Genomic DNA, 15,911 nt, shown 5'->3' on the forward strand with positions numbered 1-15,911 from the left:
TAGCAATATTCAATTTTTTTGCTTTTATTCGTAATCAGAGACTGCAACCCACTTCTTCCTCTTCTCATGATACGCAATAAAGTGCTTCTGCTGCTGGCTCTGGTGGGCTGGCTCAGTACGACGGCCCAGGCCCAAACCCGCCGCCCGGCCGGCAGACCTGCCAAGGCCGCCAAAGCGGCTTCTCTGGATTCGCCGCAGTGGCGCACCGAACACTACATCGTAGACCGCGACTCAGCTTACGCCAACCCCCACGTGGCCTTGCGCAACCTAGTGGGCGGCAACCGCCGCTTCGTGGAGAACAAGAGTATTAGGCCGCGCCAGGACCAGGCCACCCTCACCAAGACCGAGAAAGGCCAGAAGCCGTTTGCCACCATCGTAGGCTGCTCTGACAGCCGGGTGCCCAATGAAATCATCTTCGATCAGGGCGTGGGCGACCTGTTCATCGTTCGTACGGCCGGACAGGTGATGGCAGCGGCATCATACGGCAGCATCGAGTTTGCCTCGTGGGCGCTGGGCGCGAAGCTGATTGTGGTGCTGGGCCACCAGAGCTGCGGGGCCGTAAGTGCCGCCATCAACCGCCCCGACGTGCCGGGTCACATCATCACGCTGGTGAACAGCATAAAGCCGGCGGCTGAAAAAACCAAAACCATGCCCGGCGACCGACTGGACAACACCATCCGCCAGAATGTTCTCGACCAGGTGAACGAGCTGCGCGACCTGGAGCCGGTGCTGGCCAAAAAGTACCGTGACGGCGAAATCCTGATTGTGGGTGCCGTGTATAACCTGGGCACGGGCAAAGTGGAGTTTTTGCCGGAAACGATGCAAAACCTGCCCGTGTCTCGCGCCTCGGCGGCTCCCACCAAACCAGCCACCAAGTAATGCGGCGTAGGTTTATGCCGGCGCGGCTGGCCCATTGGGCTGGCCGCGCGCTGATGGCGGCTGGGCTGCTGGCGGCGCTGCCGGCCGCGGCCCAAAACACGCGGCTGATTGACCGCAACACCATCGGTTGGCTCACCAATACCACTACGCTGCGCTTCGCCGAGCGCTGGAGCGGGCACCTGGAGTACCAGTTCCGCCGCGACGAGGGGCTGGCGCGCTGGCAGCAAAGTCTGCTGCGCACCGGCCTCAACTACCAGGTCAATGACAAGCTCACGGTGCGCCTCGGCTACGCCTGGATTGAGACGTTTCCGTACGGCGACTACCCTATTCAGGGCGCGGGTCGGCAGTTTGCCGAGCACCGGCTCTACCAGATGGCCACCCTCAACAACCCCATCGGCCGCGTGGAAGTCAGCCACCGCTTCATGCTGGAGCAGCGCTATTTCGGGCGCTACCTGAGCGCCGCCAGCACCCGCCCCGACGAGTGGGTGTACGTGAATCGGGCGCGCTACATGGCCCGCGTGCAGGTGCCGCTTTACGCGCCCAACCCGACGAACCGGGGGCCGTATGCCGCTGCCTACAACGAAATCTTCCTGGGTTTCGGGCGCAACGTGAACGAGAATGTGTTCGACCAGAACCGGCTGGCCTTGCTGCTGGGCTACCGGTTCGGGCCCAAGGTGCGGCTGGAGGGCGGCTTCTTTCAGCAGCGTCTGCAACTGCCCCGCGAGATAGAAGGGCGCAACGTGTTTCAGCGCAACAACGGTTTCATTGTCAATACCGTCGTGAACCTGGACCTGCGCAAGCCCGTCCCGGTGCCGGGGAGTTAGCCGCCCCAGGATGAAGCCGCCGCGCCTAGCCCGCCGAAAGCGGGTCGGGGGCGGCGGCTTCACTGTGTAGCCAGGCCAGCAGACCACCCTCCAGATTCAGCAGGTTGGTGAAGCCATACGTGGTTTGCAGCTGCTCTACGGCACGGGCGCTGCGGGCTCCCGAGCGGCAATACACCACCACCGGATGATGGCGCGGAATAGCCGCCGCGCCCTGCGTCAGGCTGCCCAGCGGCAGCAGCGTAGCGCCCGGCAAGTGGTGCTCGGCGTACTCGTCGGGCTCGCGCACATCCAGCAGAAACGGGGCCTGTTCCGAATCCAAGGCCTGCCGCAGAGCCGCCACCGAAATAGTGAGGCCATCGGGCTGGCACAGCTCGGCATAGTCGGCGGCAGGAGCGGTGTCGAGGTCGAGGCGGGCCCGCGCGGCATGGCGCGGAAACCGCAGAATGCGCGTCTGAAAAGACAGCGCATCGAACACCCAGAGCCGGCCGCTGAGCACCTCGCCCAGGCCCAGAATTACTTTGAGCACCTCAGTGGCCTGGGCGCAGCCGATGAGGCCGGGCAGCACGCCCAGCACGCCGGTAGCGTCGCAGCTGGGAGCCTCGGTGGCGGATGGCGGCGTGGGGAACAGGCAGCGGTAGCTGGGGCCACCCGCGTAGTTGAACACCGAAACCTGGCCCTCAAACTTATAGATGGCCCCCGAAACCAGCGGCCGGCCGGTGCTCACGCAGGCATCGTTGAGCAGGTAGCGGGTCGGGAAATTGTCGGAGCCATCTACCACCACATCGTAGCGCGAAACCAGCTCGCGCACGGCGGCGTGGCCGATGCGGTGCGGGTGCAGCTGGCAGTGCACCAGCGGGTTGAGACGCTGCACGGCGCGGCCGGCGGCTTCCGCTTTGTTGTGGCCCAGGTCGGCGGGACCGTACAGAATCTGGCGCTGCAGGTTGCTGATTTCCACCTGGTCGCCATCGGCAATGCCCAGCGTGCCCACGCCGGCGGCGGCCAGGTACTGCAGCACCGGGCAGCCCAGCCCGCCCGCGCCCACCACCAGCACGCGGGCCGCTTTCAGCTTTTCCTGGCCGGCTTCGCCAATTTCGGGCAACTGCAAATGGCGGCGGTAGCGCTGGCGTTCTTCGGTGGTAAGCATTTTTTCAATTAAAAATTGAGAATTAAAAATTAAGAATTGGCTAGGAGTGGCTGCCGACTCAGGGTTAAACTTACTGCTAGGATTGAAAGTTAAAACAAGGCGCGGTTCCGGACCGACAGCTTGCCCCGCGGAGCTTCGGCCGCGCGTATGGCCGCGCCGTATGCCCACCATGCCAGCAACCCACATCCTGGCTACTGCTGAATTTGTAATTCTTAATTATCAATTCTTAATTGAATCCCTTCCTGCCTCCTACCAGCTACGAATATGCCGCCGTGCAGAAGGTGGCGGGCGCGGAAATGCGCGAGGCCGCCGATGTGCTGGCGGTGGAGGAGCCGCTGGAAATCCGGCTGGGCTACGGGCCGGCCGGGCAGCGGGAGCAGCGGCCGCTGTCCGTCACTATGCGCACGCCTGGCCACGACTTCGAGCTGACGGCCGGCTTTCTGCTCACCGAAGGCCTCATCCGCAGCCGCGCCGACCTGACCGGCATTCTGTACTGCCCCGACGTGCAGAAGGAAGAGGAGCGCGAAAACGTGGTGCGGGCCGAGCTGGCCGCGGGCCTGCCCCTGGATTTGCCGCGCCTGGAGCGCAATTTCTATACCAGCAGCAGCTGCGGGGTGTGCGGCAAAACCAGCATCGATGCGGTGCACGCCGCCGCCTGCCCGGTGCTGCCCACCGACGGACCACATGTGCCGGCCGCCCTGATTCATGAGTTGCCGGAGCGGCAGCGGGCGGCGCAGGCGCTGTTTGAGCAAACCGGCGGCCTGCACGCGGCGGCCCTGTTTTCGCCCACCGGCGAGCTGCTGCTGCTGCGCGAAGACGTGGGCCGCCACAATGCCCTGGACAAGGTAATCGGGGCGGCGCTGCTGGCCGGGGAGCTGCCGCTGCACCGGCATATTTTGCTGGTGAGCGGGCGGGCTTCTTTCGAGCTGGTGCAGAAAGCGGCCGTGGCGGGCATCCCGATTATGGCCGCCGTGGGGGCCCCCAGCAGTCTGGCCGTGCAGGCCGCCACCAATTTCGGCATGACGCTGCTGGGCTTCGTGCGCCAGCAGCGCTACAACATCTACTGCGGCGGGTGGCGGATTTTGGGAAATGTTGAATTGTGAAGGTTGAATTTTTAATGGCGAAGGCTGAGCCACTTCTTGCTGTCGTTATGCGTAATCTTCAATTCATAATTCAACCTTCACCAATCAACATCTATAATTCCCCCGATGAAGCTGCGCTTTGAAGTCAACTCGCTGCGGCTGCGGCTTTCCGAGGCGGAGGTGCGGCAGTTTGCCGAAACCGGCCGGGTGGCGGTGGTGGTTTCGCTGGGGCCGACGGCCGCCGAAAGCCTCACCTACGCGCTGGAGCGGGTTGAAGCGGGCGAGCTGCGGGTGAGCGGCGGGGCGGGCACCATTACCGTAAAAGTACCCGCCGCGCTGGCCAACCACTGGACCACTACCGACGAAAACGGCCTGACCGCCACGCTTATGGTAGCCGAAAACCAGCCGCTGCGTATTCTGGTTGAAAAGGACCTCGACTGTCGGCACTGAGCCCGCCCGCGCCGGCTGCGTCTGCTGTTTCGAATTCTCTTTACCCACGCTCTTACCGATCAATATTATGGAAGATTCCCCCGTCACCGATCCGAGCAAAGCCGGTAAGCAGCACGAGCAGGCCGCCAGCCAGGCCCCCCAAAGCGGCGAGCGGCCCGACCAGGGCACCGCCCCCGTGGCCGACTACGAGATTCCCAACGCCGACAAGTCCACCAAATCCAGTCACGAAGCCAGCGCCGACGTGCCCAAACACCACATTCCCGCCCCCGAAACGGCCAACGCCAAGTTCCTGCACCCCATCCTGGCTCAGCCCCCGGAGGCCCTGACCGGTTTGCGGCTGGAAGAGCGGGCCAAAGTGGCCGCCGGGGTCACGGCGGTGCTCAAATCGATGCAGTTCAGCTGGGGCGAGGGCGGCGTGGGGCGCGGCTCGAAGGCGCTGCTGAGCATGAACCAGACCGACGGCTTCGACTGCTCCAGCTGCGCCTGGCCCGACCCCGACCATCACCGCTCGGTGGCCGAGTTCTGCGAAAACGGCGCGAAAGCCGCTGCCTCCGATGCCGATGACCGCGCCGCCGGCCCCGAGTTCTTTGCCCGCCACAGTCTGGCCGAGCTTTCGCGCATGACCGACCGCGACCAGAACAACGCCGGCCGCCTCACGCACCCCATGGTGAAGCGCCCCGGCGACAACCACTACTCCCCCATCGCGTGGCCCGAGGCCTTCGACATCATTGCCCGGGAGCTGAACGCCCTCAAGTCGCCCGATGAGGCGGCGTTTTATACCTCGGGCAAGGTGCCCAACGAGCCGGCGTTTCTGTTCCAGCTGTTTGTGCGCCAGTTTGGCACCAACAACCTGCCCGACTGCTCCAATATGTGCCACGAGAGCAGCGGCTCGGCCCTCAGCCCCACGCTGGGCCTGGGCAAAGGCTCGGTCACGCTCAACGACATCCACGAGGCCGAAGTCATCCTCATTATCGGTCAGAACCCCGGCACCAACCACCCGCGCATGCTCACGGCGCTGCAGAAGGCCAAGCGCAACGGGGCTAAGATCATCAGCATCAACCCGCTGATTGAAGCCGGGCTGGTGGCCTTCAAAAACCCCCAGGATTTCATGAACCCGCTGCGGGCTTTGGGCGCGCTGATGGGCGACGGCACGCCGATAACGGACCTTTACCTGCAGGTGCGCGTAGATGGCGACATGGCCCTGCTGCGCGGCATTATGAAGCATTTGTTTGAGGCCGAGGACCGCAACCCCGGCCAGGTAGTAGACCGCGCTTTCGTGGACAAGTTCACCACGGGCTTCGCCGAGTTTGAGCAGAACATTCGGGCTACCAGCTGGAAAGATATTGAGGAAGCCAGCGGCATTTCGCGGGCGCAGCTGCTGGAAGCGGCCAACATTATGGCCAACAAGCAGAAGATCATCACCTGCTGGGCGATGGGCGTTACGCAGCAGCGCAACGGTGTGCAGACCATCCAGGAAATCGTGAACCTGCAGTTGATGAAGGGGGCCATTGGTAAGCCGGGGGCCGGCACCTGCCCCGTGCGCGGCCACTCCAACGTGCAGGGCGACCGGACGATGGGCATCTGGGAGCGGGTGCATTCGGGCTTTCTGGATGCGCTGGAAAAGGAATTCAGCTTCAAAGCCCCCCGCGAAGACGGCCTCGACGTGGTGGAAACCATCAAGGGCATGCACGATGGCCGCATCAAGGTGTACTTTGGCCTGGGTGGCAACCTGCTGGCCGCTGGCCCCGATACGGAGCTGATTGCCGAAGGCATGCGCCGGCAGAACCTGACGGTATATGTGGGCACTAAGCTCAACCGCGGCCACCTCACCACGGGCAAAACCAGCCTGCTGCTCCCCTGCTTCACCCACGCCGACATCGACATGCAGCGCTCAGGCCAGCAGCTGACTTCGTGCGAAAACTCGATGGGCGTGGTGAGCCAGAACAAGGGCGTGCTGGTGCCACTGGCGGGCGAGATGATGAGCGAAGTAGCCATCATCAGCGGTATGGCCATTGCCACGCTCGGCGCGAAAACTAACATCGCCGACTGGGTAGCCATGACGGAGGATTACGACGTGATTCGGGACCATATCAGCCGCGTGATTCCGGGCTTCGAGGACTTCAACCAGAAGCTGCGCCGGCCCGGCGGCTTCTACCTGCCCAACGGCCCACGCGAACGGAAATTCACTACCCAAAACGGCAAGGCCAACTTCACTACCACCCAGCTGCACAAGCACACGCTGCTGCCCGACCAGCTGGTGCTGATGACCGTGCGCAGCCACGACCAGTTCAACACCACCATCTACGAGTACAACGACCGCTACCGCGGCATTCACGGCGAGCGGCGCGTGCTGTTTATGAACGTGCAGGACATGGCCACCCGCGGCATCAAGCCCCAGGGCCTGATTGACATCACCAGCCACTTCGAGGGCGAAGAGCGCACGGTGGAGAAGTTCGTGGCCGTGCCCTACGATATTCCCAAAGGCAACGTGGCCGCGTATTTCCCGGAGGCCAACCCGCTGGTGCCCATTGCCAGCGTGGCCAAAGTGAGCAACACGCCCACTTCCAAATACGTGGTGGTGACGGTGGTACCCACCAAAACCGCCAACGCCACCCAGGAAGAGCTGGAGGCGCGGGTGAAAGCCCGGGAATTGGCGTAAGCCAAGCCTTGTCATTGCGAGGGCAAAGGACGAAGCAATCCGTCCTGGACAATGAACCAAGCCTTGATTATTACAGAAAGCCCTAACGTAATGCATACGTTAGGGCTTTCTGCTGGAAAGGAGTTGGGCACATTTCAGAGGACGGATTGCTTCGTCGTACCTCCTCGCAAGGACAGGTGTTTTTCTCTTCGTAATCTTACGCCCCGCAACTTCCCCATCATGTCCACCGAGCCCGAAATATCCATCTTCACCCACCACTTCGGCCGCCCCGCGCCTGCCGTACCGCCCGGCGACTTCTTCGCCGACAAGTTTGATAAGAGCCTGTGGCGGATGATGTATGATGAGGTGGGTGCGGGCTGGTATCGCAACGGGTTTCTGTATCTGTTCGGGGCCGACTTACCGTTGCTGAACCCGGCCCTGGCCGCCTGGGCGGGCCTGCTGGAGCCCGAAGTAGAGCGCACCGTTATTGGCCGCAATGCCTACGGGATGCTGCTGGTAGCCGAGCAAACCACCGACGAAGGCACCGACGCGCCCATCGGCCTGCTCGACCCCGCCACGGGCGTATATGCCAAGCAGGAAGGCCTCGACTTCGCCAGCCTGCTCAGCGACTGGCTGCCCGAAGACCGCCTGCCCGGCTTCCTGGACCAAGCGGCGTATGATGCCTTTGTGAGCGGCGGCGGGCAGCTGGCGGCCCATGAAGTGCTGACCGCGCAGGCGGCCGGGCCAGGCCCCGAAGACGTGCTGGCCTACCACATGCGCATGGCCCAGGCACATCAGAAATAAGTAGTCACCACGTCCGTCAGATAGCCCCAGCGGGGTGACACCAGTCGTTCAACGATGGGGTCGCCCCGCTGGGGCTTTGTTTGTTTCATCAAAGAGCAGGTTTCCACCGATATGCCGCCCCGCTGGGGCTGGTTGAAAAGGCCACTACTTTGCTCGCTAGAACGGATAGCCGATGGCAATATTAAACACCGGCGTACGGCTGCGGGCGCTGCCGTCGGCGTTGGTGGTGCGGCCGTCGGGGAAGCGCATGGGCACGGCGGCGTCGAAGCGGATGACGAAGAACTGCACATCGATGCGGATGCCGGCGCCGGCCCCCACGGCCATTTGGTTGAGGAAGGTGCCGGGGTTGAACTTGCCGCCGAGGCGCTTGGGGTCTTCGTTCACGAGCCAGATATTGCCCGCATCCACGAACAAAGCCCCTTTCACGTACGGGAACAGGTCCTGGCGGTATTCGGCGTTGGCTTCCAGACGCAGGTCGCCCACCTGGTCGTAGAAATTGGTGGCTTCCTGGCGGGCGGTGGTGGGCGTGTAGGTGCCGGGGCCGATGCCGCGGGCCCGGAACGCCCGCACGCTGTTGGGGCCGCCAATGCCGTACTGCTTCAGGTAGGGCAGCACGTTGGAGTTCAGATACGGCAAGCCGGCCCCGATGAGCAGGCGCGTGGCCAGCTTGTTGCCGCTGCTGGGGTTGGCACTGGTGCGGAAGTAGTTGCGCAGCTCCAGATCGACTTTAGTGTACTGCGAAAACTGCTGATTAAGTACTGTGTAGGCCTGGGTCTTGTCCTCGTTGGTCACCTTGGGCTGGCCGGTGAGGCTGTTGAGCAGGTAGGCTACATTGCCCGAAACCTCCACGCCCCCACTGAAATAGAGCTGGTTGCGGCGCTGCTCCAGGGCCTGCTGGTTGTAGGTGTAGCGGTAGCTGCTGCCCAGAATAAACTGCTGGCGGAAGCTGTTGGCCAGGAAGGCATTGCTGTCGAGCAGGGCCTGAAACCGGTCGGAAACGGTGCCCAGGCGGATGTACTGCAGATCGACGGGGCGCAGCTCCTGCTCGTTGGTCACCTTGGTTTTCCAGGTGTAGCCGTAGCTCAGGTTGAATACATCTTCCTGAAAAGCCTCCAGCCGCTGCACGTATTTATAGCCCACCCCGAAGGTGGTGCGGGGCTGGAAGTCGGAGTTGCGCAGCCGGATATCGAGGGGCGGCGTGATGAGGCGGGGCACCACCAGTTGGGCATCGGCCCCCAGCTCATACGAGGTCAGGCCAATGGTATTGGCGTTGGCTTTGGTCTGATTCTCAAACGAGCCCGTCACGTTCACCAGCAGCTGCTCGGCCCCGCGCAGGGCCGAGCGGTTGCGGAACTGCACCCGGAAGCCCGGCCCCACAAAGCCGTTGGACTTGCTAACCAGCAGCACTTCGGCCCGCAGGCTCTTCTTGGGCACCTGCGTCATGCGCACGGTGCTGGCCAGGTGGCCGAAGCCGGCCGAGTCGGGCTGGGTGCGGTCGGGGCGGAAGCGGATATCCACGAACTTGAACGTGCCCAGACTCATCAGACGGCTCAGGGTCTGGTCGGAGCGGCGGCGGCGGTACACGCTGTCGGGGTAGAGAAAGGTGGCGTTGGTGATGGCCCGGGCCCGGAACACCTTCTCATCGGGATAGTAGCGGTAGCCGCGGTACATAATAGGCCGCTCGTTCAGCGTCGTATCCGACAAAGAATAGCCCGTGTTTAGGGTGATGCGACTGAGCACGTAGGGCTTGGCCGCCCGGCGCGGAATCGAGCTTTTCACCCGCAAATACACATTGGCCTGGTTGTCGAGAGTGCTATCGACCTCGAAGAGCAGGTAGTCGGGCGAGAAGTAGTAGTAGCCCTGGTTCTTCAGCTCCCCATCGATGCGGGTGCGCTCATTCACGAAGGTTTGCAGGTTGTAGGGCTCGCCCACTTTGAGCAGCGAGCCTGGCAGCGTGGCCCGGATGGCCTGCGTCAGCAGCGTGTCGCCCTCGGGGAAATGGATTTCCTTGATCAGGTAGGGCTTGCCTACTTTCGCGGTGTAGTCGATAGTGGCGGCGCGGCCCTTCACCTGCACGCGGCTGCCTACACTGGGCCCGAAGTAGCCGCGGTTGTTGAGGCGGTTCACCATCAGCTTCTTCACCTTCTGGGTATCGACCTGGCTGAGCAGCACGGGTTTTTCGCCGTACTTATCGGCCAGCCAGTGGCCTAGCCCGCGGGTTTTGCCTTTACCCAGATTCCAGAAATACAGCTTGGGCCGCTGCCCCAGAAACGACGTGTTGGGCTTGGGCGTGATTACGCTTTCCAGCTCCGTAGTCAGGGCCGCCTCGTCCGGCACCGGATGCGCCGACTGCACTTTCACCGTGCTGCCGGTATAGAGCTTCGCGCCTTCGGGAATGAATTTCGTGCCCGAGCAGCCTGCCACCAGCAGCCCGACCAGGATGGTCAGCGCCCGCGTAACCCCTCCCCCGGCCCCTCCCCAAAAGGGAGGGGTGCCAGACGTAACCCCTGCCCCAACCCCTCCCCAAAAGGGAGGGGAGCCGGACGTGGGCTTTGAAATGGATAAGCCTGACGCAAGCTCCGTCAGGCTCCCCTCCCTTTTGGGGAGGGGCCGGGGGAGGGGTTGCGCGGCAGCGAAGAAGGGCAAGAGCATAATGCTGACTGGATAACGAAGGAAAAATCTAGCGGCTGGTGGCGGGCCGGGGGGCGCGGGCCGAGTCGCGGCGGGCTACGGGCGGGGCGGCTACCTGGGTCGAGTCGCGCTCGGCTTTGCGTTCCTGGCGGCGGCGGCGCTGTTCCAGCTTCACCTCCTGCTTCACCTCTTTGTCGATGCCTTTGAACAGCTCAGCCAGGGTGCGGTAGTCGCGCTGGAAGATGAGCGAGGCCCCGGTGCGCACAAACTGGCCGTCGATGTCGCCGTAGGCATTGTTGCGGAAGGCCCGCAGGCGAATACGGCCGTTGGCCAGCACGTTGTACTCAATGCTCACGTCGCCGGCGAAGGCACTCAGGCCGCCCTCGTTCTGGCCCTGCGAGGTCTGGTTGCCGCCGCCCAGCGGCACGTCGGTGCCCAGACGCACGGTCAGGCGGTTGTTGAACAGCTGGCGGCGCACGGCCACGTTCAGGTCGGTGCGGGTCTGCTCGCCGCCGGAGGAGTAGTCGGCGTAGGAGTTCACGCCCAGCTCCACGCCCAGGTTAGAAAGGTAGGAGCCGGTGAGGTTGTTGAGCTGCTGGGTGAGCACCTGGCTGGCCGAGCCGCGCAATTGGTTGGCCACGAAGTTGCCGCTGCTGCTCTGGAAGGGGTCCTGGGCCAGGAAGCGGTTCAGCACGATCAGCGAGAACACCTGCTTGTTCAGCTCCGTCACCTCGCCGGGCTGGCGCAGCTGGGCCAGCCGCGCCTCAATGGGGCCGCGCAACTCGCTGCGGGCCTCCTCGGGCAGCTTGATATCGAAGCCAATAACGGGCTTGAGCAGCTCGCCAGTCACGTTCAGAAATACCTGAAACGGCAGCTGGTTGCGGCCCACCGCCTTCAGCGTTTCCTCTTCCAGGCCCTGGGCCGCCAGCAGCTCGGCCGGCGGCGCCTTCACGTTATAAATGGCCGCTACGTTGAGCTGGGCATTGTACGGGTCGCCGCTCCACAGAATGTAGCTGCCCGGGGCAATATCGAATTCACGCGAGGCCAGCCCGTAGAGCGACATGGCATACTTGCCCTGCGTCACCTCCAGACGGCCGTTGAGCGTGATGTTGCCGGTGGGGTCGATAACGGTGTTGAGCGTGCCCGAGGCCCGCACCTTGAGGTTGTCGCCCGAAACCGGGTCGATGATGAGGGTGAAGGGCGCGTTGTCGTTCACCGTCACCACGGCCCGGATGTCGTAGCCTGGCGCAGCCTCGGCCGAGTCGATTTTCACGGTGCGGGCCAGCATACTGTCCAGCGGCGCACTCTTGTCCACGAACTTCACGATGCCTTCGCGCTCTACCAGGCCGGCCTCGTCGTTGGGCACGGCCACTTTCAGGTCCGAGCCCTCGGCCACTTCAGCGGTGGTGCGCACCACGGGCAGCGTGAGCGTGCCGGTAATGCGCGAGTCGGAATCGACAACCAGCTTGCCCCAGAACAGCGGGTTATCCTGCTGGTTGCTCTGCACGGCCAGGAACTTGTCGGTGGTGGCTTCCAGGTCGAAGCGGAAATCATCGACGTAATTTTTGGTGCGAATCAGCCCGTTCACCACGGCCTTGTTGCCCACCGAGTCCAGCACCGTGAAATCATCGAACGCCAGGCCCTGCTCATTGAAGGTAATGGGCTGACTAACCAGCCGGTATGGCGCGCCGAGCTGGGTGAGCGTGAAGCCGGCATCGGGCGTGGTCGTGACCACACCGCGCACCTGGGGCCGGGCCACGGTGCCCGTCACGGCCAGGTTGCCGCTGATGCCGCCGAGCATTTCGCGCAGCTGCCCGGCCGAGAAAGGCTCGATGGTTTTCAGGTCGAACTTGTTCACCGTCACGGCAAACTGGATGGGGCTGGGCGGCGTGGCCAGGTAGTAGCCCACGGCCCGCACGTCGGTGCCGGTGGCGTTGGTCAGGCGGGCATCCACGTTGTAGCGGTTCGGCACCGGGTTGGTGGCTTTCAGGCTGATGTCGCCGATGGCCGACTTATTATAAGCAAAGCTGGTCAGCGTCAGGTCGGCCGTGAAAGCCTGCTTCGGCTTGCCGATGCTGTAAGCCACGGCCTGCCCGTTGAGCGTGCCCGCCACCAGCGAGTCAGCCATGCCCGCCGACTTGGCCAGGGCGTTGATATCGAAGTTGGAGATGGTAGCCTGCAACGGATACTGCGCCCCCGGCAGCGTCTGGAGCGCCAGCGCCTGGCTGCCCTGGCTCAGCCGCACATTCTGAGCAAATATGGCCCCGGTAGCCGTGGTGTAGCGCAGCTCGTTGCCGGGCGCCACGGTCCACTTTTGGTTGTCCAGCACCAGATCCGGCCCGAAGCTGAAGGCATACGACTTGCCTTGGTTCAGCACCTGCAGCACCCCGGCCAGATTCAGCTTCTGCACGCTGTCCGACTCGGCAATGCGCAGGTTCGTCCCGATCTTATTGTTGGCAATGCTGCCCGTCAGGCTCGGGTTCGGCAGGCGCAGGGTAGTGTCCTGCCGGGCTTGGCGCAGGCGCAGCGCGTAGTCTAGCTTCTGCGGGTCCGATTTCACGCTCAGCCGCAGCGAGTCCAGCGTGTAGGCCTCGTACTTTATCAGCGGAATGCGGCTGTCTACGGTCAGGTTGGCGGCGCGGCTGTCGTAGCTGCCCGTCAGCTTGAAAGGCGAAATCTGCTTGAGGCCCGGCACCAGCTGGGTAGCAATTTTCGGGTTTTTCAGGTTCGTTTCGAACGTAAACTGCCGATACGCGGCCGAGGGCTGGTACCGCACGCCGGGCAGGTCGAAATACCGGTCGATGTGGCGCTGCAGTTCCAGGGCAATATCGCCCAGGCGGGTGTTGCCGCGCAGCTTGGCATCCAGCACGTTGGAGGCAAAATCCACCTCCGTGCGACCCGGCCGTTGCACGATGCGTCCGGTCACCGAGTCCAGCGCAAACGGCTGATTGTTCTTCACAATCACGATGCGGCGACCGGCAAACGTGCCGTTCAGCGAGTTCAGGTCCGAGCCGCTGATGTTGGCCCGCAAGTCGCCCTGAATGCGCAGGTCGCCGCCGGTGTAGAAGCCCAGCGCCGTGAGATTGGCCCCGCGCAGGTTCAGGCGGTCCACGGTGTAGGTCGGGTTCTTGGCGTCGCGCAGGTTCACCGTTGCCAGCAGGTCTAGGTTCAGGTTTGGATCCGATTTGCTCCGGGCATCCACCTTATACAGCTGCCGGTCGATGCCCACGTTGGCCACAATGCCGCGGTAGTTGTACCCGTTGTAGCGGGCGCTCTGTACGTTGGCCACCAATCGGCCGCGCATGGCTTCCGGGGCCAGCCCGCGGGCCTGCAGCCGGCCGGTAGCCGTGATTTTGCCGATGGTCGGGTCGCGCAGGAACTTGCCCACGTCGAGGCCCCGGGTGCTGAAGGTGGCCGTAATCGGCTCCTGCCCCTTCGGCCCCGCGCCCATGTTCACCTTGGCCGTGGCGTTGCCGAAGGAAGTGGTGGCCCGCAGGTTGGCATCGAATACCTGGGCCGTCGGCCGGCCCCGGAACGTCCCCGCCACGCTCATCCGCTCGGGCAGGCGGTACGCTTTCGGAATCGTGCCCTTCGGCAGCACGCTGTTCAGGTCGGCAGCGGTGGTCGTAAACTGCCGGATGTTCAGATCGGCAAACAGTCGGCGGTCGGTTTCGGGCAGGCCCTGAATCCGGCCATCAGCCCGCAGAATGGTGTTGCGGAAGCCCACGAATTCCAGATTCTTCACCCGGAAGTCACCCACGCGCCCGCTCACCAGCCCGCTAATCAGCACCGACTGATTAGGCCCGGTGTTGAACGGCGGCGTGCCAGCCAGATCGGGGGCCAGGTACAGAATGTCGCGGAAGCCCAGGCGCACGTCGCGCAGGTCGCCCTCAATACCCAGGTTGGGCAGCTGCTTCACGTCGGCCAGCGCGTCGAGGCTCTTGTAGCGCATGGCCAGCGTGCGGCGGATGCGGGTGTGGGGCGTAATCAGGTCGAGGCCGTCGAGGCGGGTCTGCACCGAGTCGAACACCACGTCGGCCTTCGCGCTTTCCACCTGGAAGCCGCTTTTTTCCTTGCCCGCCAGGTTCAGAATGCGGCCCGTAGTGCGGTTTTCGGAGTAAAACAGATTCTCCGTATTCAGCACCAGATCCGTGAATTTCAGGTGGTTGTAGTCCATGGCAGGCAGGCGGGTGCGCTGCTTCGGCTCGTCGAAGTTGTCGAAGGCCACGTCCACGCCGCTGATGTCGGACTTTTTGAGCGTGACCACCCAGCTGGTGGCCTGGCCGGTAGCTTTTTCCACCGATTCGTTCAGGTCGCGCACGGCCTCGGCGGGGTTCAGCACGCGCTGCTCCACGGGCACATTCTCGTTCTGGGCGTAGGCGAAGGACGTGTTGCGCAGCTTGAGCTGGTCGAGGTCGATGCGGGAATGAATCAGGTCGATGTTGTCGGCCGTAGCCTCAGCCTCACCAATGCGGGTGCTCACGAACTGGGCCGCCACCTGGTTACGGTAGGTCAGGCTCACGTTGTTCAGCGTCGCCTTGTTCAACCCGAAAGTGGTCGTGAGCGGCTCGGAAGGCGTGTCCGGCGGCACCTTGGTTTGCACGATGCCGATGCTGGTGTTCTGCAGCGCGGCGCTGTTGACGCGGTAGATGGACTTGTCCACGTCCACCTCGTCCATTGTCACGGCCAGGTCGCCCACTTTGGTCCGTATATCGTTGCCGTCCACCTGGTCCTGGTAGGTCAGGAAGATGTTGGACAGGTGCAGGTCGCCGATGTTGTATTTGAAGCCGCCGGTAGTATCTACGGGCGCGGCCGGGTCGGTGGGCGTGGTGAAGGCCTCGGTGATGAAGTCGTAGTTCGACACGCTGTCGGGCAGAGTGCGCGTGATGGCCAGCCGGCCGTCGTTCAGCTCCAGGCTTTTCAGGTTGATTTCTGACTTAGCCAGCGCCCACAAGTCCAGATTCACGCCCAAGTGGCCCACCGAGAGCAGCGTATCGCGCTGCTGGTCTTCCACATACACATTATCCAGGGAAATGGCATTGCGAAAATCCGTGCGAAATTTCCCGATGCGCACTTCGGTGCCGAGCTTGCCGCGCAGGTACTTTTCGGCTTGGCGGGCAGCAAAATCCTGGGTGGCGGGAAACTGCAGGGCCACGACCACCGCTACTACGAGCAGCAGCACAAAGGCCAGCAAGCCCAGAATGACGTAGAGGGCGCGGCGAAGGAAGGGAGATAGGGAGTTGATAACGGGAAGAGTAGGGTCCGTTTGCCCAAACGCAGGAACGCCCTGGCGGGTTGGCCCGCCGGCCTCCTCAAAGCGCGCCTGAACCCTGGCGCGGGGCTCCGCCCCGTGCCAGCCTCTCACCGGCCCCCGGCCGGAATCGTTGAATGACGCTTGTACGAAACGGCCCTATCGGCGCGGCAGATTCCAGCCGGCGGCCGGCGAAGCCGGGACGCAC

Annotated in this window: 9 protein-coding genes; 6 read left to right on the forward strand and 3 right to left on the reverse strand. The window is 63.5% G+C overall.

What is annotated here, in order from left to right:
- Positions 1-66: 66 nt before the first annotated feature.
- Together BUB62_RS01700 and BUB62_RS01705 are read left to right on the forward strand one after the other, a co-directional pair.
- Positions 67-879 (forward strand): carbonic anhydrase, encoded by an 813-nt coding sequence (locus BUB62_RS01700; protein WP_234988536.1) that lies wholly within the window; start codon positions 67-69, stop codon positions 877-879.
- Positions 879-1,703: a DUF2490 domain-containing protein gene (locus tag BUB62_RS01705; protein WP_234988537.1), complete on the forward strand. Its 825-nt coding sequence runs from the start codon at positions 879-881 to the stop codon at positions 1,701-1,703. Before BUB62_RS01700 ends, BUB62_RS01705 begins: the two co-directional genes overlap by 1 nt.
- A gap of 25 nt (positions 1,704-1,728) precedes the next feature.
- On the opposite strand, the gene moeB is transcribed toward BUB62_RS01705, so the two are convergent.
- Positions 1,729-2,847 carry a HesA/MoeB/ThiF family protein gene (gene moeB / locus BUB62_RS01710; RefSeq protein WP_073105353.1) on the reverse strand — a complete coding sequence of 373 codons (1,119 nt, stop codon included), beginning with the start codon at positions 2,845-2,847 and terminating at the stop codon, positions 1,729-1,731.
- A 230-nt stretch (positions 2,848-3,077) separates the two neighbouring features.
- Between moeB and fdhD the strand changes: the two genes are divergently transcribed.
- The 4 genes from fdhD to BUB62_RS01730 all read left to right on the forward strand — a co-directional run bounded on the left by fdhD (position 3,078) and on the right by BUB62_RS01730 (position 7,821).
- The gene (gene fdhD, locus BUB62_RS01715; RefSeq protein WP_073105356.1) at positions 3,078-3,950 is read left to right on the forward strand and encodes a formate dehydrogenase accessory sulfurtransferase FdhD; all 873 of its coding nucleotides are present in this window, start codon (positions 3,078-3,080) and stop codon (positions 3,948-3,950) included.
- 105 nt (positions 3,951-4,055) lie between these two features.
- Positions 4,056-4,379, forward strand: coding sequence for a DUF7009 family protein (locus tag BUB62_RS01720; protein WP_073105359.1), 324 nt, complete (start codon positions 4,056-4,058; stop codon positions 4,377-4,379).
- A 67-nt stretch (positions 4,380-4,446) separates the two neighbouring features.
- Entirely contained in the window at positions 4,447-7,038 is a 2,592-nt protein-coding gene (locus tag BUB62_RS01725; protein WP_073105361.1) for an FdhF/YdeP family oxidoreductase, read from the forward strand.
- A gap of 219 nt (positions 7,039-7,257) precedes the next feature.
- Positions 7,258-7,821, forward strand: a complete 564-nt coding sequence (locus tag BUB62_RS01730; protein WP_073105362.1) for a hypothetical protein — start codon at positions 7,258-7,260, stop codon at positions 7,819-7,821.
- Positions 7,822-7,977: 156 nt separating this feature from the next.
- Here BUB62_RS01730 and tamL read toward each other — a convergent pair whose 3' ends face one another.
- Positions 7,978-10,473 carry a translocation and assembly module lipoprotein TamL gene (tamL, locus tag BUB62_RS01735; protein WP_084538742.1) on the reverse strand — a complete coding sequence of 832 codons (2,496 nt, stop codon included), beginning with the start codon at positions 10,471-10,473 and terminating at the stop codon, positions 7,978-7,980.
- Positions 10,474-10,501: 28 nt separating this feature from the next.
- Positions 10,502-15,634, reverse strand: a complete 5,133-nt coding sequence (locus BUB62_RS01740; RefSeq protein WP_143163979.1) for a translocation/assembly module TamB domain-containing protein — start codon at positions 15,632-15,634, stop codon at positions 10,502-10,504.
- Between the last annotated feature and the right edge of the window lie 277 nt (positions 15,635-15,911).

Source organism: Hymenobacter daecheongensis DSM 21074, assembly GCF_900141805.1.
Lineage (GTDB): Bacteria > Bacteroidota > Bacteroidia > Cytophagales > Hymenobacteraceae > Hymenobacter > Hymenobacter daecheongensis.

Bases quoted from the DNA above. Each gene is read 5' to 3' on its own strand.
- BUB62_RS01700 (WP_234988536.1), top strand. From the start codon at position 67: ATGATACGCAATAAAGTGCTTCTGCTGCTGGCTCTGGTGGGCTGGCTC.
- BUB62_RS01705 (WP_234988537.1), top strand. From the start codon at position 879: ATGCGGCGTAGGTTTATGCCGGCGCGGCTGGCCCATTGGGCTGGCCGC.
- moeB (WP_073105353.1), bottom strand. From the start codon at position 2,847: ATGCTTACCACCGAAGAACGCCAGCGCTACCGCCGCCATTTGCAGTTG.
- BUB62_RS01720 (WP_073105359.1), top strand. From the start codon at position 4,056: ATGAAGCTGCGCTTTGAAGTCAACTCGCTGCGGCTGCGGCTTTCCGAG.
- BUB62_RS01725 (WP_073105361.1), top strand. From the start codon at position 4,447: ATGGAAGATTCCCCCGTCACCGATCCGAGCAAAGCCGGTAAGCAGCAC.
- BUB62_RS01730 (WP_073105362.1), top strand. From the start codon at position 7,258: ATGTCCACCGAGCCCGAAATATCCATCTTCACCCACCACTTCGGCCGC.
- tamL (WP_084538742.1), bottom strand. From the start codon at position 10,473: ATGCTCTTGCCCTTCTTCGCTGCCGCGCAACCCCTCCCCCGGCCCCTC.